This window comes from Alterinioella nitratireducens (assembly GCF_013155465.1).
GTDB classification, from domain to species: Bacteria; Pseudomonadota; Alphaproteobacteria; order Rhodobacterales; family Rhodobacteraceae; genus Alterinioella; species Alterinioella nitratireducens.
Genome location: NZ_JABJVX010000002.1, coordinates 224,553 through 246,495 on the forward strand (window position 1 = coordinate 224,553; position 21,943 = coordinate 246,495).

Sequence of the window (21,943 nt, forward strand, 5' to 3'; positions counted from 1 at the left end):
ACCGATCGCGGGGAGACTCGCAGCCCCTATAGCACGTAGCGGCTGAGATCGGCGGATTTCATCAACTCGCCCAGATTATCGTCGACGAACGTGGCATCCACGACAATCTCGTCCCCGGTGCGGTCGGGGGCGGTGAAGCTGAGCTCCTCGAACACCCGTTCCATCACGGTATAGAGCCTGCGTGCGCCGATATTCTCAATGCTCTGATTGACCTGCGCCGCGATCCCCGCCAGGGCCTTGATCCCGTCCTCGGTGAAGGCGACCTTCACCTCCTCCGTCGCCATCAAGGCGGTGTATTGCCGGGTCAGGGCGTTGTCGGTCTCGGTCAGGATGCGCACGAAATCCTCTTCCGTCAGCGCCCGCAACTCGACCCGGATCGGCAGGCGGCCCTGCAATTCGGGCAACAGGTCCGAGGGCTTGGCGATATGGAACGCGCCCGAGGCGATGAAAAGGATATGATCGGTCTGCACGGCGCCGTGCTTGGTCGAGACGGTGGTGCCTTCGATCAGCGGCAGCAGGTCGCGCTGCACGCCCTCGCGGGAGACATCCGCGCCGCGCGCATCCGACCGGGCGCAAACCTTGTCGATCTCGTCCAGAAACACGATGCCGTTCTGCTCCACCGCTTCCAGCGCGGCCTTGGTCACGGTCTCGTCGTCCAGCAGCTTGTCGGCCTCCTCGCCGATCAGCACGTCATAGCTGTCGCGCACCTTCATCTTGCGCCGCGTGGTGCGCCCCCCGAAGGCTTTCCCGAACACGTCGCCGAGGTTCATCATCCCCATGTTCTGCCCCGGCTGGCCGGGGATCTCGAACATGCTCATCGGGTTGGAGGTGTCGGCCACGTCCAGCTCGATCTCATGATCGTCCAGCAGGCCGTCGCGCAGCTTCTTTCGGAACATCTCGCGGGTCTGCTCGCGGGCGTCGGAGCCTGCGATGGCCTCGATCACGCGATCCTCGGCGGCGGCTTCGGCGCGGGCCTTGACCTCCTCGCGCATATGGGCGCGGGTCTGGATGATGGCGTTGTCGACCAGATCGCGGATGATCTGTTCCACGTCGCGCCCGACATAGCCCACCTCGGTAAACTTGGTTGCTTCGACCTTGAGGAACGGCGCATGGGCCAGCTTCGCCAGGCGGCGGCTGATCTCGGTCTTGCCGACGCCGGTGGGGCCGATCATCAGGATGTTCTTGGGGTAGACCTCGTCGCGCAGGTCGTCGGACAGCTGCTTGCGCCGCCAGCGGTTGCGCAGGGCCACGGCCACGGCGCGCTTGGCGTCCTTCTGGCCGATCACGAAGCGGTCCAACTCGCTGACGATTTCGCGCGGGGTCATGTCGGTCATGGTGCGGGCTCCTCTTTGGGCAGCATCTGCCAGGGGGGAAGGCGGGTCTTGCCGGGAAAGCGGGGCAGGCCGTTCAGGACGGTGCGGCGGATCGCTTCCCATTTCGCGCCAAGCAGCACCAGGACAAGGCCGAGGCCAAGGATGACGAAGAAGGCGTTATCCTCGATCACCGTCATCGACAGGGCCACGATATAGCCGACCGCCGAGACAAGGAAGGACCGCCGGTCGATCACGATGGCAAAGATCGCCATGGCGGCGACGAAGGCGATCAGGCTGGCCTGCGCCGACAGGGTTCCGATCTCGAACAGGGTCAGCGCCACGGTGTTGACGATGGCGGGTGCGGCGATGACATGCAGCCAGAACCCGCTTTGCGCGCGGCGGGTCAGGCGATGCGGGTCGCTCATGTCGAACCAGAGCGCCACGATCAGGCCGACAAGCCCAAGCGCCATGGTCAGGATCGCGAAGGGGCCGTCATTGGTCAGCAGGAACATGTCACGCGGATCCTGGGGCAGGGTGCCGCCAAGCGAGACAAGCCCGAAGGCCGTCAGGAACACGCCGCCCGCGATCAGCGCCATGGTGAACGGCACCCGGAATATCGCGTAATAGCCGCCAAGAAGCACCGTCGCCGTGCCCGCCGCCATGGTCAGCCATTGCGGCAGGTTCGCCTGCATCATCCAGCCAAGCGCCGCCCCCAACTGACCCGCCGCCTGCGCGAAGAAGATGGCGAGCACGATGGAGGGGCCGACCATCCGTCGTTTCAGGGTGAAATACCACGCCAGGAGGCCGATCACCGCGATGGCGATCAGCGCGTAGATCAAGGTCCAGGTGGAGCCGTTGGCGGTGAAGTTGGTCAGCGTGATGCCGGTGACGCCAAGCCAGCCCGAATAGAGGATGACGAGACCCACGATGATGAAGACCTCGTTGAACCCACGGAACAGCTCGAACGGCTCATCCAGCCCCGACATGTGCTGACGCACCCCGCTGCGGGTCTGCGAAAGCGCCACCAGCGAGGCCGCCTGCGCCTCGGTCATCATGCCCGCGCCGACGGCGGCGCGGATGTCGTCGCGGGTGATGTCGGTCATTTGCCGATCCGCTCGACCGTCAGATTTCCGTTGGTATAGACACAGATATCGGCCGCGATCTGCATGGCGCTGCGGGCGATCTCCTCGGCGTCCTTGTCGGTGTCGATCATCGCGCGGGCGGCCGCGAGGGCATAGTTGCCGCCCGATCCGATGGCGGCAATCCCGTGTTCGGGTTCCAGCACATCGCCCGCGCCGGTAATGACGTAGAGTTCCGACCCGTCGGTCACGATCAGCATCGCCTCCAGCTTTTGCAGGTACTTGTCGGTGCGCCAGTCCTTGGCCAGTTCGACACTGGCGCGCTGCAATTGACCCGGCGTGGCCTCCAGCTTGGCCTCCAGCCGCTCCAGCAGCGCAAAAGCATCGGCGGTAGAGCCTGCGAACCCGGCCACGACGTCATAGCCGCCGGGAGACAGGCGGCGCACCTTGCGGGCCGAGCCCTTGATCACGGTCTGACCCAGGCTGACCTGGCCATCACCCGCGACAACGACCTCATCGCCCTTGCGGATGCCGATGATCGTGGTGCCGTGCCAGCCGGGGAACTCCGAATTGCTCATGCCGATCTCCTTGGTTGCGTGGCCTATATGACCATCTGGCCGGGTGGCCGCAAGAGAGGGGGCCGCAAGGCACGGGCACGACCCGGCTCGCTGCGCCCGCCCGTGACAATTCTTTCGGGTTTCCCCGCCGCGATGGCGCACTATATTGCCACTCACTGCGCGAATGTGATTATCAGGAGGACTAGAATGATCCGTACCCTTAGCTTTGCAGCCGCTATGCTGGCCGCGCCGATGGCGTTTGCCGACAGCGATGAGGCCGCCCCGTCCGGTGATCCCCAAGCCGGTGAGGCGGCGTTCCGCCAATGTATCGCCTGCCACGTCGTGCGCGACCCCGAGGGCAACGTGCTGGCCGGCCGCAACGGGCGTACCGGGCCGAACCTCTACGGCATCTCCGGGCGTCCCGCCGCCAGCATCGAGGATTTCCGCTATGGTCCCGGCATCCTTGAGGCCGCCGAGGCCGGGCTGGTCTGGAATGAGGAGACCTTCAGCGAGTATGTCCCGAACGCCACCGAGTTCCTGCGCGAATACACCGGCAACAGCCGCCTGCGCAGCGCGATGTCCCCGCAGCGGGTGGATGAAGAGGATGTGGCCAACCTCTGGGCCTTCATTGTCTCGCTCGGTCCCGACGAGATGGAGGACGATGAAATGGAGGACGATGAAATGGAAGAGGACGCGTCCGAGTAGGCGATCCGTCACCGAGAACGAGAAAGGCGCGCCCCCGGACCCGGCGGCGCGCCTTTCTCTTGTTCCCGTAGCCCGGTGTCAGGTCAGGCTGCGCTCGACCTCTTCGCGCTCGAAGATTTCGATGACATCGCCTTTGCGGATATCGTCGTAATTCTCGAACGCCATGCCGCATTCCTGGCCGGACTGGACCTCTTTCACTTCGTCCTTGAAGCGCTTGAGCGTCTTCAGCGTGCCTTCGTGGATCACCACGTTGTCGCGCAAGAGGCGCACCCCGGCGGAGCGGCGGGCCACGCCTTCGGTCACCAGGCAGCCCGCGACATTGCCGACGCCGGTGACGCGGAACGTGTCCTTGATCTCGGCGTAACCGATGAAGTTCTCGCGCACCTCCGCCGAGAGCAAACCAGAGGCCGCCTTTTTCACGTCATCCACCAGATCGTAGATGATCGAGTAATAGCGGATCTCGACACCCTTCTGGTTGGCCGCGTTGCGTGCAGGCGCATTGGCCCGGACGTTGAAGCCGATCACCGGTGCGCCGGACGCTTCGGCCAGGGTGATGTCGCTTTCGGTGATGGCACCCACACCGGCATGAAGGATGCGCACACGCACTTCGTCGTTTCCGATCTTCTCCAGCGCTTGCGCGATCGCCTCGGCGGACCCCTGCACATCGGCTTTCATCAAGACCGGCAATTCGGCCACGCTCTCATCCGCCTTGGCCTTGGCCAGAAGCTGATCGAGCGTGGTCGCGGCACCGGCTGCGGCGCGCTTGTCCTTGGCGGCCTGGGTCCGGTAATCGGCGATTTCGCGGGCCTGTGCCTCGGTGTCGACGACGTTCAGGACGTCGCCCGCCTCGGGCGTGCCGTTGAGGCCGAGAACCTCGACCGGAACCGACGGACCGGCCTCTTTCACACGTTCGCCCTTGTCATCGACCAACGCGCGGACTTTGCCCCATTGTTCGCCGACGACGAAGATATCGCCCTGTTTCAGGGTGCCGTTCTGCACCAGAACCGTGGCGACGGGGCCGCGACCCACATCCAGCTGCGCCTCGATCACCGCGCCCGAGGCGGAGCGGTCGGGGTTGGCCTTCAGTTCCAGGATTTCGGCCTGCAACGCGATGGCGTCCAGCAGGTCGTCCAGGCCCTGGCCGGTCATGGCCGAAACCTCGACATCCTGCACGTCGCCCGACATGCCCTCGACCACGACTTCGTGCTGAAGCAGGTCGGTGCGGACCTTGTTGGGGTCGGCGGCGGGGCGGTCGATCTTGTTGATCGCGACGATCATCGGGACGCCTGCGGCCTTGGCGTGATTGATCGCCTCCACCGTCTGCGGCATCACCGCGTCATCGGCGGCCACGACCAAAACCACGATATCCGTGACCTGGGCACCGCGCGCGCGCATCGAGGTAAAGGCCGCGTGGCCCGGCGTATCGAGGAAGGACAGCACCGCACCCTTGTCGGTGGTGACCTGGTAGGCCCCGATATGCTGCGTGATGCCGCCCGCCTCACCGGCGACGACCTTGGCGTTGCGGATCGCGTCCAGAAGCGAGGTCTTGCCGTGGTCGACATGGCCCATGATGGTGATGACCGGCGGGCGCGAGACCAGATCCTCGGGCTTGTCCTCGACCGAGTCGATGACCTGTTCCACGTCGGAATCGGAGACCCGAACCATGTTGTGGCCAAATTCCTCGACGATCAGCTCGGCGGTATCTTGATCAACGGGCTGGTTCTGCGTGACCATCATGCCCATGTTCATCAGCGCCTTGACCACGTCGGCGACGCGTTCCGCCATGCGGTTGGCAAGCTCGGAGACGATGATCGAATCCGGCACCTGCACGTCGCGCACGATCTTTTCACGCTCGACCGGGCCGCCCATGGCCTTCTGCCGGGCGCGCTCCTGCTTGCGCTTCATCGCGGCCATCGACCGCTGGCGTCCGCCATCGCGGCCTGCAAGCGCCTGGTTCACGGTCAGCTTGCCGGTGCGGCGGCCATCGCGCTCGGGGGCCTTGCCGCGCCCGCCCTTGTCGTCGCGATCCTTGTCGCGGCGGGGCGTCGGCGTTCCGGGCTTGTTGACCGGCGCGCGCTGCGGATCGGCGGATTTCGCGGGGGCCGGGGCGTCGGTCGCGGCCTTTTCGGCGGTGCGGCGCGCTTCCTCCTCGGCCAGGCGGCGCTGGTCGTCCTCTTCCTTGGCCTTCAGCGCCTCTTCGCGCTCACGCTCTTCGCGTTCCTTGGCCTCGATCTCGGCGCGGCGGCGTTCGCGTTCCTCCTCGCGCTCACGCTCCTCGCGGGCGCGGGTCTCGGCCTCTTCGGCCTCGCGGGATTTCGCGGCCTGCAACGCCTTCAGGCGGCGCTCCATCTCGGCGTCGGACACGCCCGAGGGGCGCTTGACGGCTTCACCGCCAGCACCGCCACTCGAGGATCCGGGCTTGGGCACGACCACACGCTTGCGCTTGGTTTCCACCACAACGCTTTTCGTCCGCCCGCGCGAGAAGCTCTGGTTCACGCGGCCATTGCGCGCGCCACCGGAAAGCCCCAGGGTTTTTTTACCGTCTTGATCGCTCATACGTCTTTCGCATCCTTCTCGGCGAGGTTTTCGCCGTATGTGCCGCGCAGGCCCCGCAGCTTCGAGGCCTCCTCTACAACACGTCGTTCGAGTCCACCAGCCGCCAGCGCGCCATGTATCACACTTTGGCGGCCGAAAGCCAAACCCAATTCCTGGGACGTCAGACAGCCGAAATATCGGCCTCCCTCCGGCGTCCAGAGTTTCGTTTTTCCACGCTCCGAGCCATCGGCGGCCTGGAGCAATACCTTGGCCCGCCCCTCAGCAAGCCATATCTTCACCTTCTCGAACCCGGCAACCGCATGGCCCGATTTGCGCGCCAGCGAGACAAGGTCCACCACGCGGCGCGCCAGCCCCGCCTCGACCTGGGCGACCAGGTCATCCGGTAGGGTCACCTTGCGTTTCGCGCCCCGGCTGAAGAGGTTCTTCTCCACCGCCTTGGCCAGCGCCGCCGGATCCGCGGAGACCCAGATGCCGCGACCGGGCAGCTTTTCCAGCAGGTCCGGCACGATCGTCTCGTCCGGACCCACGACAAAGCGGATCAGCCCGGATTTGGGCTGGCTTTCGCCGGTCGCGATGCAGCGCCGTTCGGGCTCATCGCTGGTTCTGGTTTGGCCACCCCGGGTCATTCCGGTCAGGTTCCGAAGCCTGCGATCAGGCTCCGGCCTCCTCTTCTGCGGCGGCGGCTTCGGCTTCCGCCTCGGCTGCGGCGCGTTCTTCCAGTTCCTCGATGGTCACCCACCCCAGTTGCAGGCGCGCGGTCATCACCATGTTCTGCGCTTCTTCCAGGCTGACATCGAATTTCTCAAGCAGCCCGTCATCCTTGACGCGCTGCCCGTCCACCGTGGTCCAGCCGCCGGCCAGTTCCCAATCGGCGCAGGTGGCGAAATCGTCCAGCGTCTTGACGCCGTCCTCGCCCAATGCCTCCAACATCTGGGGGGTCAGCCCTTCGAAATCAATGAGGCTCTGCTCAACGCCCAACTCCTTGGCGTGTTCCAAAGCCTTCTTGTTCTGCTCTTCCAGGTAGTCGCGGGCACGGGCCTGCAATTCCTGCGCGGTGTCCTCGTCGACACCGTCGATGACCAGAAGTTCGTCCTGCTCGACATAGGCGACCTCCTCCAGCGAGGTGAAGCCCTCGGAAACCAGAAGCTGCGCGAAGAATTCGTCGAGGTCGAGGTTGTCCATGAAGATCTGCGTACGCTCGGCGAACTCGGCCTGGCGGCGGGCGCTTTCCTCGTCCTCGGTCAGGATGTCGATGTCGAGCCCGGTCAGCTGGCTGGCCAGGCGCACGTTCTGACCACGGCGGCCAATCGCAAGGCTCAGCTGGTCATCCGGCACGACCACTTCGATCTTGCCCGCATCCTCGTCCAGAACCACCTTGGAGACCTCGGCGGGCTGCAGCGCGTTCACAAGGAAGGTCGGCGCATCCTCGTTCCACGGGATGATGTCGATCTTTTCGCCCTGAAGCTCGTTGACCACGGCCTGCACACGGCTGCCGCGCATGCCCACACAGGCGCCGACCGGGTCGATGGCGTTGTCATAGGAGATCACGGCGATCTTGGCGCGGCTGCCGGGGTCGCGGGCGACGGCCTTGATCTCGATGATTCCGTCATAAATCTCGGGCACTTCCATCTTGAACAGCTCGGCCATGAATTCCGGCGCGGTGCGGCTGAGGAAGATCTGCGGTCCGCGCGGCTCGCGGCGCACATCCTTGATATAGACGCGGATGCGGTCATTGGGGCGATAGCTTTCGCGGCCGATCTTCTCGTTGCGGCGCAGCACGGCCTCGCCCCGGCCAATGTCGACGATGACATTGCCATATTCCTCGCGCTTGACCTGGCCGTTGATGATCGTGCCGGCGCGGTCCTTGAATTCCTCGTACTGGCGGTCACGCTCGGCCTCACGCACCTTTTGCAGGATCACCTGCTTGGCCGATTGCGCGGCGATCCGGCCCATTTCCACGGGCGGAACCTCGTCGACGATCTCATCGCCGGCAACCGCGCCTTCCTTGAATTCCTGCGCTTCCTTCACGCTCAACTCGGTGAAGTGATTCTCCACCTCCTCGACCACGGTGCGCACGCGGGTAAAGGTGGCGCGACCGGTCTTGCGGTCGATATGGACGCGGATATCCAGCTCCGAGCCGTAGCGCGACTTGGCGGCCCGCGCGAGGCTTTCCTCCATCGCCTCGACCACCAGGCCGGGGTCGATCATCTTCTCGCGGGCCACCGCCTCGGCGGTTTGCAGCAGTTCCAGCTGGTTTGCAGACGTGATTGCCATTGTCTTCAGTCCTCCGCCCGGTCAGGCATCTCTGTTTCGATCTCGTCGAATTGGGTTTCGTCAATAAGTCCCGCCGCCTTGCGTTGGCGCAGCATTTCACTGATCAGGTCTTCGGTCAGCACCAGCTTGGCATCGCTGAGCCAGTCGAATTGCAGCCCGACCGTCACGGTCTCGCCGCCCTCGGGCAGGTTGACCAGCACTTCATCGCCCTCGACGCCCGCCAGCTCGCCCTTGAAGCGGCGGCGCCCGTCAATCAGTTCGGTGGTTTCCAGCTTGGCCTCGTAGCCTTGCCAGGTATCGAAATCCTTGAGCCGGGTCAGGGGCCGGTCGATGCCGGGGCTGGAGACCTCAAGCGCGTAATTGTCCTCGATCGGGTCCTCGACATCCATCAGCGCCGAGACGGCGGTGGAAATCTGGCCGCAATCGTCCACGTCGATGCTGCCATCGGGGCGCTCGGCCATGATCTGCAATGTCTTGGTCTTGCCGCTCATCAGGCGCAGGCGCACCAGTTCGAACCCCAACCCTTCGATGACGGGGGTGACGATCTCGGCGAGGCGTTTGTCGATGGCGGTCTTGGCGATCAGGTCTGACATGGGTCCAACACAAAAAAACGGGCGCGCGGCCCGTTGATAGTTCCCGGTGGAGCGTCGGGGGTGGAGGCCGACGCGCCGCTGTTGAGGGGGATATAGGGGGAATCAGCGCCGGGCGCAAGTCATCCGCATCCGGCGGTGACAATCACCCCATCCGCATCGGTGGTCAGGTTGATCCGCCCGGGCCAGTAATCCGTCGTCCCGACCAGGTGATCAGGGTCAAAGACGCGCACCCACAGGTCGGGATAGTCCGCGAGGATCGAGATATTATGGCCAAGGAAGCTCTCAGGTTCAGACAGCGAACAGTCGTTGCCAACCACAACCGGGGTGCGGAGGACCGGGTCGCAGCCTTCGGTGGCGGTACACACGGCGACCGAGTCGGCAATTGGGCTGACAGGGCCCAGTTCCCAACTTGGCCCGGCATCATTGGCGCTCAGGGCGGCATAGTTCGGGTTTGCGGTGTTTTCCATGGCTGCCTGGCAGGCGCTGCCTTCGCCACAATAGGGTTGGATGATGCGGTTGGCCTGTGCGGCCCCTGCTGTCAGCAGGGTCAGGGCGGTGAGGATGAGAAGATGTTTCATGTCTATGGTCTCTTTCTCGGGTCAGCCGCAGGTCACGCCGGTGATGATGCCGTTTTCGTCGACACCGATGTTCCGGCGGCTTGGCAGATAATCCGTCGTGCCTATTGAATGCGGGGACGAGACGCGGCCCATCTGTTCCAGCCCGTCGACATTCTCGGCGGGGACACCGATCAGATAGGCCAGCGCACCGGCATGGCAGGTATCGGCGGCGGGCTCGACCGTCAGGAACATGGCAGGAGGCTGCGGGTCGCTATCGGCCAGGGCCGGGGCGGCAATCAGGGCAAGAGTGGCGGCAAGGGCGTGGCGTTTCATATCGGGGTCTCCTTGAATGGCGTGCGTTCAGCCGCAGGCGATGCGCGAAATCATATCGGCCTTATCGACATGGAAGTTCAGGCGATGCGGGATGTAGTCCATCGTCACGACCGCGTCGGGCCGCAAGATGCGGGCGTTCATCGCGGCATCGGTCGCATAGGCATAGGACAGGGGTTGACCAACCATTCCTTGCAGCCAGTTCGCGCCGCAGGGCTGGCTTGGATCGTTACCCCAACCGACCGGCTCAGAAGCGATTCCCGGTGGAAGCTCAGGAGCTATGGGCGTGATGAAGATTTCTGCACTGGCCATCGGCGCGGCGGTCAGGGCCAGGGCGGTGGCGAGCATATGGCGTTTCATGGCTGGAAATCCTTCTGCCTTAGCCGCAGGCGATGCGGGTGATCGTGTCGCCTGAATCGACGTGGAAATTCAGCCGCTGCGCGTCATACATCATGTTGGTGATCATGCCGGGGCGCAGGATGCGGGCATTCATGGCGGCATCGGTCGCATAGGCATAGGACAGGGGCTGCCCGACATAGGACTGCATGGAACCGGCACCGCAACCATCGTTCCGGGGGGGCTGGGGGATGCCGGTCCAGCCACCGACGCCGATGACCGGGTGTGTGTTCGCCTCGGGGGTGGGCATGAACTGACCCGGTGTGGCAATGAATTGCGCGCTGGCCATCGGGGCGGCGGTCAGGGCAAGGGCTGCGGCAAGAATAAGGCATTTCATAATTGAGTGTCTCCTCTAATTAGTGTTTAATATACACATATAGAGATTCGGCACAACCCCCACCATCACCACCATTGAAAAGCCACCGCTTTTGGCACAGGCTTGACCCAAGCAAGCATCAGGAAAGGGACAATCATGCGCACCCGTGCCGCCGTGGCTTTGGAAGCCGGAAAACCGCTGGAAATCATGGAAGTGAACCTCGAAGGCCCGAAGGAGGGCGAGGTTCTGGTCGAGATCAAGGCCACCGGGCTTTGCCACACCGATGAATTCACCCGCTCGGGCGCCGATCCCGAGGGCATATTCCCCGCCATTCTCGGCCACGAGGGCGCGGGCGTGGTGCTGGAGGTCGGGCCCGGCGTCACCTCTCTGAAACCGGGCGATCACGTGATTCCGCTCTACACGCCGGAATGCCGCGAATGCGAATACTGCCTGAACCCGAAAACCAACCTCTGCCAGTCGATCCGTGAAACGCAGGGCAAAGGGCTGATGCCCGATGGCACGACGCGATTCTCGATGCTGGATGGCACGCCGATCCACCACTATATGGGCTGCTCGACCTTCGCCAACCACACCGTGGTGCCCGAGATCGCGCTGGCCAAGGTCCGCGACGACGCGCCTTTCGACAAGATCTGCTATATCGGCTGCGGCGTGACCACCGGCATCGGCGCGGTGATCAACACCGCCAAGGTCGAGATCGGCAGCACCGCGATTGTCTTCGGTCTCGGCGGCATCGGCCTCAACGTCGTGCAGGGTCTGCGCATGGCGGGGGCCGATCAGATCGTCGGTGTCGACCTGAACGAGGACAAGCGCAAGATGGCCGAGGAATTCGGCATGACCGATTTCGTCAACCCCTCCGAGGTCGAGGGCGACCTGGTCGCGCATCTGGTGGAGCTGACCGGCGGCGGAGCCGATTACACCTTTGACGCGACCGGCAATGTGCAGGTGATGCGGGCCGCGCTTGAGGCCTGCCACAAGGGATGGGGCACATCGGTGATCATCGGGGTTGCCCCCGCCGGGGCCGAGATTTCCACCCGGCCCTTCCAGCTTGTCACCGGGCGCACCTGGAAAGGCACCGCATTCGGCGGCGCGCGCGGGCGCACCGAGGTGCCGGGGATCGTCGATTGGTACATGGACGGCAAGATCGAGATCGACCCGATGATCACCCATATCCTTAGCCTCGATGAGATCAACGAAGGCTTTGACCTGATGCACAAAGGCGAATCGATCCGCGCGGTTGTGGTATACTGACGGACGGTGCCGGGCCCGACCCGGTCCGGCACCCGATTCATTCCGGGGAGGGTAGTTTGAAATGAGAAAGCCGCTGATTTCCGCCGGGATTGCCCTGGCGCTTTCTGCCGGGGCGGCGGGGGCCGAGGGCTGGACCATTGCCGACCTGGGGTCGATGGAAGATCGCGACGAATGTATGCGAATGGCCGAAGCGACGGTGGATGCCTACCGCATGGCCTATGGCGGCGACGGTTTCACCGGGCGCAGCGAATGGACCATCGGCGGCTACGACATGCGCGGCGAGGTTGTCGATGCGCTGTTCATCTGCCCGATCGAGGCCGGCCTAGTCGCCCCGTTCCTGATCGTCTTCAACTCCGACAGCGACAATGATGCACGCGAATCCGTGGCCGACCGGCTGGAGGAGCTTTGGGACCAGCAGATGGCCGGGGCACCGGCCGGTGATAGCGGCAAGTAGTCAGGGCCTGCGCTGGTATCGGGCCAGGAAGGTCGCGACCGCTTCGCGGCTGATGCGGTCGATCTCGTCCTCGGACGCGTCACCGACCACGCCGAAGAGCCGCTTCAGCAAGAGATCCGTCCGGCACATTTGCAGCAGCTGATCGGCGGCAACATAGCTGTCCTCGATCTCCAGCTCCGCCCGCGCCCGCGGGGTTTCCAGATAGGCGATGATCTGGTTCTGCGCGTTCTGCGGCCCGGTCTCATAGAAGGCGCGCCCAAGCTCAGGAAAGCGCATGGATTCCGCGACGCAAAGCCGGAACATCTGCAAGGCGAACCCGGTCAGGAAGAACGACACGAAGGAATGGGCAATGGCATAGAGCGCCTCGGGCACCGGTTTTTGCACGATATCCTCGGACATCGCGCCGCGCGCCTGCATCTCGCAATCATGCGTGATGACGGCCAGGAAGAGGGACTGCTTGTCGGGGAAGTAACTGTAGAGAGTGGCCTTGGACACGTGCGCATCGCGGGCGATCTGGTCCACGCTGGCGCCTTCGAACCCCTCGCGCATGAAAACGGACCGGGCCCCTTCCAGAACCTGGTCGTATTTCCGGCCCTTGCGCACAGGTGCGTTCACGTCGTGATCCCTTCGTCGCGTCCAAACCGGATATTAAACCGATCGGTTCAGTTCGGCAAGCGATCTGGCCGCTGGACAGCCTCGCGCGGATGCCATAGCCCTTTGCCAAATGGTCGAGATCTTCCTGAAAACCCTTCCCTTCTTCGGATTGATCGCGCTCGGGTTTCAGGCCGGGCGCACGGGGTTCTTCACGCCCGAGGCGACGGCCTACCTGACAAAATTCGTCTTCTACTTCGCCCTTTCGGCGATGCTGTTCAACTTCTCCGCCAACCTGTCGATCTCGGAAATCTTCAACTGGTGGTTCGTGGCCGCCTATCTCTGGGGCTGCGGCGTGGTCTACCTGCTGGCCACCATGGTCGCGATGATCCGCCGGATCGGCATTGCCGAGGCCGCGGTCGAGGCGCAATGCGCGGTGATCGGCAATACCGGCTTTCTGGGCGTGCCGATGCTGGTCGTGCTGATGGGCGAGGCCGCGGCGGGCCCGGTCCTGATGGTGCTGGCGGTCGATCTTGTCGTGTTCTCCAGCCTCATCACGATCCTGATCACGGGATCGCGCGACGGGCGGATGTCGCTGGCGATCTTCAGGACGGTGGGGCTTGGCCTGATCAGGAACCCGATGATCGTGGCGATCAGCCTCGGGCTGGCGTTCTCGGGTCTCTCGATCCCGATCCCCGATGTGGCGAATGAGTTCCTCACCATCCTGGGGGCTGCCGCCACGCCCGGCGCGCTTTTTGCCATCGGGGCGTCGCTGGCGGGCAAATCGGCGGAACGCATGTCGGTCGCGGGCTGGCTCAGCTTCTGCAAGCTGGTGCTGCACCCCGCCGCCGTCGCCTTTGCCGCGCTGATCCTGTTTCCCGTGCCGGCGTTCGACGCGGGCGTGATGATCGCGGCGGCCTCGCTGCCGGTGGCGGGCAATGTCTATATCCTGGCGCAGCATTACGGCGTCGCGCCGCAACGTGTCTCGGCCTCGATCCTGATCTCGACCATGGTCTCGATCCTGAGCGTGTCGCTGGTCATCGCCTGGGTCACCCCGCTTCTGTGACGGCTTGCCGGGGCGGCGCCTGCGGGTTAGGCCATTGGCTAAACCGCTATGAAGGAGGCCCATCCCATGGAAACCCTGTCCGAGAACCGCGCATTCGGCGGCACCCAGGGCGTCTATCGCCATGCCAGCAAGGCCACCGGGACCGACATGACCTTTGGCCTGTTCCTGCCGCAGGAGGCCGCGGACCTGCCCGTACCGGTCCTGTGGTTCCTGTCGGGCCTGACCTGCACGCATGAGAACGCCATGGTGAAGGCAGGCGCGCAACTTTGGGCCGCCGAACAGGGCATCGCGCTGGTTTTCCCCGACACCAGCCCGCGCGGCGACGGCGTGCCGGATGACGAGGCCTATGATCTGGGGCAGGGCGCGGGCTTCTACATCAACGCCACGCAAGACCCCTGGGCCGAGCATTTCCAGATGTGGGACTACATCACCGAGGATCTGCCCGCCGCCGTCTTCGGGCATTTTGCGCTGGATGAGGGCCGCCAGGCCATCACCGGGCATTCCATGGGCGGGCATGGCGCGCTGACCATCGCCATGACGCTGCCCGACCGTTTTGCCAGCGTCTCGGCCTTCGCACCCATCTGCAACCCGACCGACAGCGATTGGGGCCGCAAGCAGTTCGCCGCCTATCTGGCGGGGGATGAGGCCGATTGGGCCGCCCATGACGCCACCCACCTGATGCGGCAGGCGGGCTTTCCCGGACCCGTTCTGATCGACACCGGCACGGCGGACCAGTTCGGCGACCTTCTCAAGACCGAGGCCCTGGCGCAAGCCATCGCCGCACGCCGCCAACACGCCACGCTGCGCCTGCAACCGGGCTACGATCACAGCTATTTCTTCATCTCGACCTTCATGGAAGATCACATCAACTTTCATGCCGAGGCGCTTTACGGGGTGGCCGAATGACCATCCGCGCGGTTGTTCTCGATATCGGCAACGTGTTGATCGAATGGCAGCCGGAACGGTTCTACGATGCCGAAATCGGCGAGGATCGCCGCCGCGCCATGTTCGCAGCGGTCGATCTGCATGGCATGAATGACCGCGTCGATCTGGGGCAGGGGTTCCGTGACGTGATCTACGAGACCGCCGAGGGCTACCCCGAATATCGAGACGAGATCCGCATGTGGCATGACCGCTGGCTGGAGCTTGCCACGCCGGTCATTCCGCACTCCCTGCACCTGATGCGCGCGCTTCAGGCCAAGGACATCCCCGTCTTTGCCCTGTCGAATTTCGGAGTCGAGAGCTTTGCCCTGGCGCAGGCGCATTACCCGTTCCTGCGCGATTTCGACCGTCCCTATATCTCGGGCCACCTGCGCCTGTCCAAGCCGGACCCTGCGATCTACGCCCATGTCGAAACCGACAGCGGCCTTGCGCCCAAGCACCTGCTGTTCACTGATGATCGCGCCGAGAATATCGAGGCCGCCGAAACACGCGGCTGGCAGACACATCTTTTCGACGGACCGGAGGCATGGGCCGCGCGGCTGGTGTCCGAGGGGCTGCTGACCGAGGCGGAGGCGCGCGCATGACCGGGGTTTTGGTTATCGTCATCCTCCTGCTGATCTTCTTTGGCGGCACCTACATGCTGGCCAGGTTCCGTCGCCCCGGCGTGCAGGAGTTCCGCGATCAGGTGCCGGGCGACCTGGTGCCGCTCAGGATGGGCACCACCCATGTCACCCGCCACGGCCCCGAGGATGGCCCGGTCATGGTCTGTATTCACGGCCTTTCGACCCCGTCCTATGTGTTCGATCCGCTCCTGCCCTACCTCACCGACATGGGCTACCGCGTCATCACCTATGACCATTTCGGGCGCGGCCATTCGGATCGTGTCATGGGCCGCCAGAACGCCGGGTTCTTCCTGTGCCATCTGGACCAGTTGCTAGAGGCCGAGGGGATCACCGGCAAGATTACCCTGATGGGCTACTCCATGGGCGGCGCGATTGCCTCGGCCTTTGCCGCGCGCAGCCCCGAGAGGGTCGAGGCGCTGGTACTGCTGGCCCCGGCAGGGTTGGAGTTCAACATCAGCCCGCTGGCCAATTTCACCCGCAAGGCCCCCCTTCTGGGCGACTGGCTGCAAGAGGTGTTCGGCGCGCGCGTCTTCCTCTCGACCTATGCCGATCCGCCCTATACCGACCCTGCCGCGCGCGACATCGTGGCCAGGATGTGCCAGGAGGTCGGGAAATCCGGCACGCTGGCGGCCATGCTCTCCTCGGCCCGCGGTATCCTGGCGGAGGATCAATCCGCCACCCATCGCGCCATCGCCGCGGCGGGGCTGCCGGTGCTGGCGATCTGGGGGACCGAGGATGGCGCGATCCCGATCTCGGCCATGGGTCGTCTGGCGCAGGTCAACCGCAAGGCGATGCAGGTCGAGCTTGAGGGGGCCGACCACGGGCTTCCCTACACGCATCCCGCCAGTGTCGCCGAGGCGATCGAGGATAATCTCTAGAATTCCGGTGGCGCGGCCCCCGCGCTTCGCGTTACCAAGACCGGCATGGGACAGCATCTTCAGGCAATCTACGACACCCGCGTGGCCGAGGGGCTTCTGCGCCCCGATCCCGGCCAGCGCGAGGTTCTGCTGGTGCTGGAAGAGCTGCGCGAGACGCTGGAGGACCGCCCCGTCGCGCCGCCCAAGGGCCTGCTTGGCCGCTTCTTCAAACCGACCATCCCCGAGGGTATTCGCGGCGTCTACCTGTGGGGCGGCGTCGGGCGCGGCAAGTCGATGCTGATGGACCTGTTCTATGCCCATGCCGGGATTGCCGAGAAACGCCGGGTGCATTTCCACGCTTTCATGCAGGAGATTCAGTCCGGCCTGCATGAGGCGCGCAAGACCGGGGTGGATGATGCGCTGAAGCCTGTCGCCGATGCGGTGGCCAGGAACCTGCGCCTGCTGTGCTTCGACGAGATGCAGATCACCGACATCACCGACGCGATGATCGTCGGGCGCCTGTTCGAGATGCTGTTTCAGGCCGGGGTGGTCGTGGTTGCAACCTCGAACCGCCCGCCGGATGACCTTTACAAGGATGGTCTCAACCGGCAGCTTTTCCTGCCCTTCATCGAGCTCTTGAACGAGACGCTGACAGTGCATGAAATCACGGCCCTGACCGACTACCGGCAGGATCGCCTTTCGGGTGCGCAGACCTATTTCCACCCCGCAGACGATGCCGCGAAGGCCGCGATTGACGAGATCTGGACGGATTTGACGGGCGGCAAGAGCGAGGAATTGGTGCTGGAGATCAAGAAACGCGAGGTGCATCTGCCGAACTACTGGGCCGGGATGGCACGGATCGGGTTCGACGATCTCTGTGGCCGTCCGCTCGGCCCCGCCGATTACCTCGCGCTGGCCGGTGCGGTAAAGCTGCTGGTGCTGGAAAACGTACCGAAACTGGACAAGTCCCGCTTCAACGAGGCCAAGCGTTTCGTCACCCTGATCGACGCGCTCTACGAGGCCAAGACGCAGCTTATCATCTCGGCCGAGGAGACGCCGGAACGGCTCTATGACAAGGGCACCGGCAGTTTCGAGTTCGAACGCACCGCATCGCGCCTGCGCGAGATGCAGAGCGCGGATTGGGCGAAAGACTAGGCGATCCTTCGCCGGGCAGATTATGGCCGGCTCAGGCTAGGCGCACGGGATTCGGTCAGCGCGGCGGGGATGATCGCCACGGTGTCCGGTCTGATCCAGCCTTGCATGTCGCGCCCCGTCGCGGTCAACTTGACACCGAGGCCGATCGACCGACCTTACACGCATATCCGCAAAGGCGAGCATCCCCCCCCGTGCTGGACATCACATCCCTCGAAAAATGCTTCGACACCGCCGACGGTCCGGTCCCGGTCTTGCGTGGCGTGTCCTTGAGCGTGAAGGAAGGCGACACCCTCGCCCTGACCGGCGAAAGCGGCTCGGGCAAATCGACCCTTCTGCACCTGATGGCGGGGCTGGATGATGCGCAGGGCGGAAAGATCACCTTCGAGGGGCAGGACCTCTTGTCCCTTTCCGACGCCGATCGGGCCAAGGTCCGCCGCAGCCGCATCGGGCTGGTGTTCCAGCAATTCAACCTGGTTCCGTCCCTGACCGTGGCGCAGAACCTGGCGCTTCAGGCGCGGCTGGCGGGCAGGCACGACCCCGAGCGCGTGGCGCGCCTGACTGACCGGCTTGGCCTGGCCGGGTTGGAGCATCGCTATCCCGAACAGCTGTCGGGTGGCCAGCAACAGCGCGTCGCCATCGGGCGCACCCTGGTTGCCGGTCCCCGCCTTGTGCTGGCCGATGAGCCGACCGGAAACCTGGATGAGGCAACCGGCGACGCGGTCATGGCCTTGATGCACGAACTGGTCACCGAAACGGGCGCGGCGCTGGTCATGGCGACCCACTCGCGGCGGTTGGCGGAAGGCTTCGCGCGCCGCGTCCACCTGCGTCACGGCCTGTTGGAAACCCGCTGATATGCCCGTATTAGAGACGCTTTTCTCGCACTGGCGCCGCCACCCCGGCCAATTGGCGACGCTTGTTCTGGGTCTCGCGCTGGCCACCGCGCTCTGGTCCGGGGTGCAGGCGATCAACGAGGAGGCGCGGCAGAGCTACGCCCGCGCCGCCAGCACGCTCGGGGCCGGACAGGGCGAACGGCTGATCTCTCCCGACGGGGCCGAAATCCCTGTTGCAGACTATGTTTCCCTGCGCCGCGCGGGCTGGCTGGTGTCTCCGGTGATGGAGGGCGAGCTTGCCCTCTCCGGCACCACATGGCGGGTCATCGGGGTCGATCCCCTGACCGCGCCAACGGGTGCGATACCCCAAGGCGCGTTTGAAACCACCGCCGATGCGCCCGCCTTCCTCGGGCGCCCCGGTCTGGTCTTCGTCGCCCCTGATAGCGCCCCGGCGGCGCCCCCCGATTTCCCCGCTATCATCACCTCTGACGCCATTGCCCCCGGCCTGATGCTGACCGATATCGGCACCGCCGCGCGGCTGCTGGAGCGGAACACCCTCTCCTTCCTCACCCTGGTGCCCACGCAACCCGACGGTCTGCCGCCCCTCTCGACTCTCACCGATCTCCGGCGGGAAGCCCCGGCTGGCGAGCAGGATCTCTCGCGCCTGACCGACAGCTTTCACCTCAACCTGACGGCCTTCGGCTTTCTTTCCTTCGCGGTCGGCCTCTTCATCGTTCACGCCTCCATAGGACTTGCGTTCGAGCAGCGGCGGCCGGTGTTCCGCACCCTGCGCGCCATCGGCGTGCCGTTCAGCCGGCTGATTACCGCACTCGCCTTCGAGGTCACGCTGATCGCGCTGGTCGCAGGCAGCGCGGGCGTGATCCTTGGCTATGTGATCGCGGCGGCGCTGCTGCCGGATGTCGCGGGAACGCTGCATAATCTCTACGGCGCACAGATCAGCGGCACACTGGCCTTCCGACCGGTCTGGGCCCTCCTCGGGCTTGCCATCGCGGTGCTTGGCACCTGGGTCTCGTCGGCGCAATCCTTCTGGCACCTCATCACCATGCCGCTTCTGGCCCCGGCGCAACCGCGAGCGTGGTCGATGCGCTCGGCCCGCGCGACGCGGCGGCAGGCCGGGGTGGGCGCGGTCCTGCTGGTGATCAGCGCGGCTCTGGCGGGGATCGGCGGATCGCTGGCCATCGGGTTCCTCAGCCTCGGGGCGCTGCTGATCGGGGCGGCGTTGCTTCTGCCCGGTGTGGTCGTCGTGGTCCTGCGCATTGCAGAACGCCCGATCCGCTCCGCCTATGGCGAATGGGTGCTGGCAGACACGCGGCAATTGCTGCCCGGCCTGTCATTGGCTTTGATGGCGCTGCTGCTGGCGCTGGCCGCCAATATCGGTGTCTCCACAATGGTCGGCTCGTTCCGGCTGACCTTCGCAGGCTGGCTGGATCAGAGGCTTGTGTCGGAGCTCTACATCACTGCGCAGGACGAGTATCAGGCCGACGCAATCCGCGACTTCCTCGCGCCCCAGGTGGCTTCCGTCCTGCCGATTGCCATGGCCGAGACCCGGATCGACGGGCTGCCCGCAACCGTCTTCGGCATCGTGGACGATGACACCTATCGCGAGTATTGGCCTTTGTTAGAGACTGTTACCGACCCATGGGATAGGCTCGCGGACGACACTGGGCTGCTGATCAACGAACAACTCGCGCGCCGGTCTGGGCTGGATCTGGGCGACCGCGTGACGCTGCATCCTGATCTGACACTCCCGGTTGCTGCGATCTACTCCGATTACGGCAACCCGAACGGGCAGGCCATGATTTCGCTCGACCTGCTGGAGCAGACCTTTCCCGACACGGACCAGACCCGATCCGCCTTTCGCACCGGGGATGCGGATGTGGAGGCGCTGCGGCAATCGGTGTTGGCGCGCTTTGATCTGCCGCAGGGCCATATCCGTGACCAGGCCAGCCAGAAGGCGGTGGCCCTGCGTGTCTTCGACCAGACTTTCCGCGTGACCGGCGCGCTCAATGTCCTGACCCTTGCGGTGGCCGGGTTTGCCTTGTTGGCGAGCCTTCTGACCCTTGCAAACATGCGCCTGCCGCAGGTCGCGCCGATCTGGGCGCTTGGGCAGACGCGGGCGCGGTTGGCGCGGACCGAGCTGATCCGGACGCTTGGCATCGTCGCCGTCACCTGGGTCATCGCGCTGCCGGTGGGGCTGGCGCTGGCCTGGGTGCTGCTCGCCATCGTCAACGTGGAGGCGTTCGGCTGGCGGTTGCCAATGACGCTGTTCCCCGCCGACTACGCGCGGCTTCTGGGCTATGCGATGCTGTCCTCGACCATCGCGGCGGCATTGCCTGCATTGCGGTTGCTGCGGCTTCCGCCGGCGCAATTGCTAAAGGTGTTCTCCAATGAACGTTAGGGTCTTTCTGCTGGCAATCTTCTGGGCAAATCAGGCTCTAACACAGGGGTTTGCGGGCCTGGGCACCGAGGCGCAGGGGTTTTCCATCCCCGACCCGGATTATGACATCACCTTCCCGCAGGACCACGGCGCACACCCCGATTTCCGCATCGAATGGTGGTATCTGACCGCCACGCTGGAGGCCGAGGATGGGCGCGCGTTCGGCGTGCAATGGACGCTGTTCCGGTCCGCCCTGCGCCCGGAGGAGGCTGAGGGATGGGACGGGGGCCAGGTTTATCTGGGCCATGCGGGGCTGACGACAGCGGAGACGCATTACCGTTCCGAGCGCTTCGCGCGGGGCGGAATCGGGCAGGCGGGGGTGGTGGCGGAGCCCTTCACGGCCTTCATCGACGATTGGGAGATGCGGGGGGAAGGGCTTGATTTGCAACAGCTTTCCCTCTTCGCGCGGGGGATGGATTTTTCCTATGACCTCGACCTGACCGCCGACGGGCCGATCATCTTTCATGGGCAGGACGGCTATTCGGTGAAATCGCCGCAGGGGCAGGCGAGCCATTACTACTCGCAGCCCTTCTACCGCGTCACCGGAACCCTGACCTTGCCGGAGGGGGATGTGGAGGTCACCGGCAATGGCTGGCTGGACCGGGAATGGTCCTCGCAGCCCTTAGCGGCGGACCAGGAAGGTTGGGACTGGTTCTCGCTGCAATTCGTCGATGGTGCGCGGCTGATGGGGTTCGGTTTACGTGGTTTAGAGACTGTTTTCACCTCTGCCACATGGATAGACCCCGATGGCACGGTGACGCCTTATGGCGATGGGGAACTGCGGATGGAGGCGCTGGAATGGGCCGAGATTGCGGGGCGCGAGGTGCCGGTTTCCTGGCGCGTTGAACTGCCGGAGAGGGGGGTGGATATCGTGACCACGCCGCTCAACCCCGGGGCCTGGATGGACCTGAGTTTCGCCTATTGGGAGGGGCCGATTTCCTTCAGCGGCAGCCACGAAGGGCGGGGCTATCTGGAGATGACGGGCTACTGAAAAGCGCCGTGCACCCTGCGTACACCCCTCG

Annotated in this window: 23 protein-coding genes and 1 pseudogene; 12 read left to right on the forward strand and 12 right to left on the reverse strand. The window is 64.7% G+C overall.

Going from position 1 to position 21,943, the window contains the following annotated elements; all coding sequences use genetic code 11:
- Positions 1 to 26: 26 nt before the first annotated feature.
- Genes hslU through hslV form a run of 3 tightly spaced genes read right to left on the reverse strand, consistent with a single transcriptional unit; the run spans position 27 to position 2,970 of the window.
- Positions 27 to 1,334: an ATP-dependent protease ATPase subunit HslU gene (gene hslU, locus HNS34_RS04255; RefSeq protein WP_172318360.1), complete on the reverse strand. Its 1,308-nt coding sequence runs from the start codon at positions 1,332 to 1,334 to the stop codon at positions 27 to 29.
- The gene (locus HNS34_RS04260; protein WP_172318362.1) at positions 1,331 to 2,416 is read right to left on the reverse strand and encodes a hypothetical protein; all 1,086 of its coding nucleotides are present in this window, start codon (positions 2,414 to 2,416) and stop codon (positions 1,331 to 1,333) included. Before HNS34_RS04260 ends, hslU begins: the two co-directional genes overlap by 4 nt.
- Positions 2,413 to 2,970 carry an ATP-dependent protease subunit HslV gene (gene hslV / locus HNS34_RS04265; RefSeq protein ID WP_172318364.1) on the reverse strand — a complete coding sequence of 186 codons (558 nt, stop codon included), beginning with the start codon at positions 2,968 to 2,970 and terminating at the stop codon, positions 2,413 to 2,415. The genes HNS34_RS04260 and hslV overlap by 4 nt, the downstream gene beginning before the upstream one ends.
- A gap of 186 nt (positions 2,971 to 3,156) precedes the next feature.
- Here hslV and HNS34_RS04270 point away from each other — a divergent pair, with 186 nt between their 5' ends.
- Positions 3,157 to 3,654, forward strand: a complete 498-nt coding sequence (locus HNS34_RS04270; RefSeq protein ID WP_172318366.1) for a c-type cytochrome — start codon at positions 3,157 to 3,159, stop codon at positions 3,652 to 3,654.
- Between the two features lie 78 nt (positions 3,655 to 3,732).
- Here HNS34_RS04270 and infB read toward each other — a convergent pair whose 3' ends face one another.
- From infB to HNS34_RS04310, 8 genes are all read right to left on the reverse strand, one after another.
- Positions 3,733 to 6,210, reverse strand: coding sequence for a translation initiation factor IF-2 (infB, locus tag HNS34_RS04275; RefSeq protein ID WP_172318368.1), 2,478 nt, complete (start codon positions 6,208 to 6,210; stop codon positions 3,733 to 3,735).
- Positions 6,207 to 6,836: an RNA-binding protein gene (locus tag HNS34_RS04280; RefSeq protein ID WP_172318370.1), complete on the reverse strand. Its 630-nt coding sequence runs from the start codon at positions 6,834 to 6,836 to the stop codon at positions 6,207 to 6,209. The genes infB and HNS34_RS04280 overlap by 4 nt, the downstream gene beginning before the upstream one ends.
- A 25-nt stretch (positions 6,837 to 6,861) precedes the next feature.
- A complete protein-coding gene (gene nusA, locus HNS34_RS04285; protein ID WP_172318372.1) occupies positions 6,862 to 8,484 on the reverse strand; it encodes a transcription termination factor NusA in 1,623 nt (540 codons plus the stop codon).
- Between the two features lie 5 nt (positions 8,485 to 8,489).
- A complete protein-coding gene (gene rimP, locus HNS34_RS04290; protein ID WP_172318374.1) occupies positions 8,490 to 9,077 on the reverse strand; it encodes a ribosome maturation factor RimP in 588 nt (195 codons plus the stop codon).
- A gap of 119 nt (positions 9,078 to 9,196) precedes the next feature.
- Positions 9,197 to 9,655, reverse strand: coding sequence for a hypothetical protein (locus HNS34_RS04295; protein ID WP_172318376.1), 459 nt, complete (start codon positions 9,653 to 9,655; stop codon positions 9,197 to 9,199).
- A 21-nt stretch (positions 9,656 to 9,676) separates the two neighbouring features.
- Entirely contained in the window at positions 9,677 to 9,967 is a 291-nt protein-coding gene (locus HNS34_RS04300; protein WP_172318378.1) for a hypothetical protein, read from the reverse strand.
- Between the two features lie 27 nt (positions 9,968 to 9,994).
- Positions 9,995 to 10,324, reverse strand: coding sequence for an I78 family peptidase inhibitor (locus tag HNS34_RS04305; RefSeq protein ID WP_214647419.1), 330 nt, complete (start codon positions 10,322 to 10,324; stop codon positions 9,995 to 9,997).
- 19 nt (positions 10,325 to 10,343) lie between these two features.
- The gene (locus tag HNS34_RS04310) at positions 10,344 to 10,697 is read right to left on the reverse strand and encodes an I78 family peptidase inhibitor (RefSeq protein WP_172318380.1); all 354 of its coding nucleotides are present in this window, start codon (positions 10,695 to 10,697) and stop codon (positions 10,344 to 10,346) included.
- Positions 10,698 to 10,832: 135 nt separating this feature from the next.
- On the opposite strand from HNS34_RS04310, the gene HNS34_RS04315 reads away from it, so the two are divergent.
- Complete coding sequence (locus HNS34_RS04315) at positions 10,833 to 11,945, forward strand: S-(hydroxymethyl)glutathione dehydrogenase/class III alcohol dehydrogenase (protein WP_172318382.1); 1,113 nt, start codon at positions 10,833 to 10,835, stop codon at positions 11,943 to 11,945.
- 61 nt (positions 11,946 to 12,006) lie between these two features.
- Positions 12,007 to 12,399, forward strand: coding sequence for a hypothetical protein (locus tag HNS34_RS04320; protein WP_172318384.1), 393 nt, complete (start codon positions 12,007 to 12,009; stop codon positions 12,397 to 12,399).
- On the opposite strand, the gene HNS34_RS04325 is transcribed toward HNS34_RS04320, so the two are convergent.
- Positions 12,400 to 13,014, reverse strand: coding sequence for a TetR/AcrR family transcriptional regulator (locus HNS34_RS04325; protein ID WP_172318386.1), 615 nt, complete (start codon positions 13,012 to 13,014; stop codon positions 12,400 to 12,402).
- A gap of 109 nt (positions 13,015 to 13,123) precedes the next feature.
- On the opposite strand from HNS34_RS04325, the gene HNS34_RS04330 reads away from it, so the two are divergent.
- The 9 genes and pseudogenes from HNS34_RS04330 (at position 13,124) to HNS34_RS04365 (ending at position 21,912) form a co-directional block, all read left to right on the forward strand.
- Positions 13,124 to 14,056 carry an AEC family transporter gene (locus tag HNS34_RS04330; RefSeq protein WP_172318388.1) on the forward strand — a complete coding sequence of 311 codons (933 nt, stop codon included), beginning with the start codon at positions 13,124 to 13,126 and terminating at the stop codon, positions 14,054 to 14,056.
- 66 nt (positions 14,057 to 14,122) lie between these two features.
- Positions 14,123 to 14,962, forward strand: a complete 840-nt coding sequence (fghA, locus tag HNS34_RS04335; protein WP_172318390.1) for an S-formylglutathione hydrolase — start codon at positions 14,123 to 14,125, stop codon at positions 14,960 to 14,962.
- On the forward strand, positions 14,959 to 15,582 hold the full coding sequence (locus tag HNS34_RS04340; protein WP_172318392.1) for an HAD family hydrolase: 624 nt from the start codon (positions 14,959 to 14,961) through the stop codon (positions 15,580 to 15,582). The genes fghA and HNS34_RS04340 overlap by 4 nt, the downstream gene beginning before the upstream one ends.
- Positions 15,579 to 16,499 carry an alpha/beta fold hydrolase gene (locus tag HNS34_RS04345; RefSeq protein WP_172318394.1) on the forward strand — a complete coding sequence of 307 codons (921 nt, stop codon included), beginning with the start codon at positions 15,579 to 15,581 and terminating at the stop codon, positions 16,497 to 16,499. The genes HNS34_RS04340 and HNS34_RS04345 overlap by 4 nt, the downstream gene beginning before the upstream one ends.
- 45 nt (positions 16,500 to 16,544) lie before the next feature.
- Positions 16,545 to 17,633, forward strand: a complete 1,089-nt coding sequence (gene zapE / locus HNS34_RS04350) for a cell division protein ZapE (protein WP_172318396.1) — start codon at positions 16,545 to 16,547, stop codon at positions 17,631 to 17,633.
- A 15-nt stretch (positions 17,634 to 17,648) separates the two neighbouring features.
- A pseudogene (locus tag HNS34_RS21080) lies at positions 17,649 to 17,747 on the forward strand (metal ABC transporter permease); the annotation flags it as partial.
- Positions 17,748 to 17,824: 77 nt separating this feature from the next.
- A complete protein-coding gene (locus HNS34_RS04355; protein ID WP_172318398.1) occupies positions 17,825 to 18,484 on the forward strand; it encodes an ABC transporter ATP-binding protein in 660 nt (219 codons plus the stop codon).
- Position 18,485: 1 nt separating this feature from the next.
- Positions 18,486 to 20,882, forward strand: coding sequence for an FtsX-like permease family protein (locus HNS34_RS04360; protein ID WP_172318400.1), 2,397 nt, complete (start codon positions 18,486 to 18,488; stop codon positions 20,880 to 20,882).
- Positions 20,872 to 21,912 carry a lipocalin-like domain-containing protein gene (locus tag HNS34_RS04365; protein ID WP_172318402.1) on the forward strand — a complete coding sequence of 347 codons (1,041 nt, stop codon included), beginning with the start codon at positions 20,872 to 20,874 and terminating at the stop codon, positions 21,910 to 21,912. Before HNS34_RS04360 ends, HNS34_RS04365 begins: the two co-directional genes overlap by 11 nt.
- Positions 21,913 to 21,943: the final 31 nt, after the last annotated feature.

What these genes read in the sequence shown, in the direction of transcription:
- HNS34_RS04360 (WP_172318400.1), top strand. Translation starts at nt 18,486, where the DNA reads ATGCCCGTATTAGAGACGCTTTTCTCGCACTGGCGCCGCCACCCCGGC.
- HNS34_RS04315 (WP_172318382.1), top strand. Translation starts at nt 10,833, where the DNA reads ATGCGCACCCGTGCCGCCGTGGCTTTGGAAGCCGGAAAACCGCTGGAA.
- rimP (WP_172318374.1), bottom strand. Translation starts at nt 9,077, where the DNA reads ATGTCAGACCTGATCGCCAAGACCGCCATCGACAAACGCCTCGCCGAG.
- hslV (WP_172318364.1), bottom strand. Translation starts at nt 2,970, where the DNA reads ATGAGCAATTCGGAGTTCCCCGGCTGGCACGGCACCACGATCATCGGC.
- HNS34_RS04260 (WP_172318362.1), bottom strand. Translation starts at nt 2,416, where the DNA reads ATGACCGACATCACCCGCGACGACATCCGCGCCGCCGTCGGCGCGGGC.
- fghA (WP_172318390.1), top strand. Translation starts at nt 14,123, where the DNA reads ATGGAAACCCTGTCCGAGAACCGCGCATTCGGCGGCACCCAGGGCGTC.
- HNS34_RS04365 (WP_172318402.1), top strand. Translation starts at nt 20,872, where the DNA reads ATGAACGTTAGGGTCTTTCTGCTGGCAATCTTCTGGGCAAATCAGGCT.
- HNS34_RS04280 (WP_172318370.1), bottom strand. Translation starts at nt 6,836, where the DNA reads ATGACCCGGGGTGGCCAAACCAGAACCAGCGATGAGCCCGAACGGCGC.
- infB (WP_172318368.1), bottom strand. Translation starts at nt 6,210, where the DNA reads ATGAGCGATCAAGACGGTAAAAAAACCCTGGGGCTTTCCGGTGGCGCG.
- HNS34_RS04320 (WP_172318384.1), top strand. Translation starts at nt 12,007, where the DNA reads ATGAGAAAGCCGCTGATTTCCGCCGGGATTGCCCTGGCGCTTTCTGCC.
- HNS34_RS04310 (WP_172318380.1), bottom strand. Translation starts at nt 10,697, where the DNA reads ATGAAATGCCTTATTCTTGCCGCAGCCCTTGCCCTGACCGCCGCCCCG.
- HNS34_RS04300 (WP_172318378.1), bottom strand. Translation starts at nt 9,967, where the DNA reads ATGAAACGCCACGCCCTTGCCGCCACTCTTGCCCTGATTGCCGCCCCG.
- zapE (WP_172318396.1), top strand. Translation starts at nt 16,545, where the DNA reads ATGGGACAGCATCTTCAGGCAATCTACGACACCCGCGTGGCCGAGGGG.
- HNS34_RS04330 (WP_172318388.1), top strand. Translation starts at nt 13,124, where the DNA reads ATGGTCGAGATCTTCCTGAAAACCCTTCCCTTCTTCGGATTGATCGCG.
- HNS34_RS04295 (WP_172318376.1), bottom strand. Translation starts at nt 9,655, where the DNA reads ATGAAACATCTTCTCATCCTCACCGCCCTGACCCTGCTGACAGCAGGG.
- HNS34_RS04305 (WP_214647419.1), bottom strand. Translation starts at nt 10,324, where the DNA reads ATGAAACGCCATATGCTCGCCACCGCCCTGGCCCTGACCGCCGCGCCG.
- hslU (WP_172318360.1), bottom strand. Translation starts at nt 1,334, where the DNA reads ATGACCGACATGACCCCGCGCGAAATCGTCAGCGAGTTGGACCGCTTC.
- HNS34_RS04345 (WP_172318394.1), top strand. Translation starts at nt 15,579, where the DNA reads ATGACCGGGGTTTTGGTTATCGTCATCCTCCTGCTGATCTTCTTTGGC.
- HNS34_RS04270 (WP_172318366.1), top strand. Translation starts at nt 3,157, where the DNA reads ATGATCCGTACCCTTAGCTTTGCAGCCGCTATGCTGGCCGCGCCGATG.
- HNS34_RS04340 (WP_172318392.1), top strand. Translation starts at nt 14,959, where the DNA reads ATGACCATCCGCGCGGTTGTTCTCGATATCGGCAACGTGTTGATCGAA.
- nusA (WP_172318372.1), bottom strand. Translation starts at nt 8,484, where the DNA reads ATGGCAATCACGTCTGCAAACCAGCTGGAACTGCTGCAAACCGCCGAG.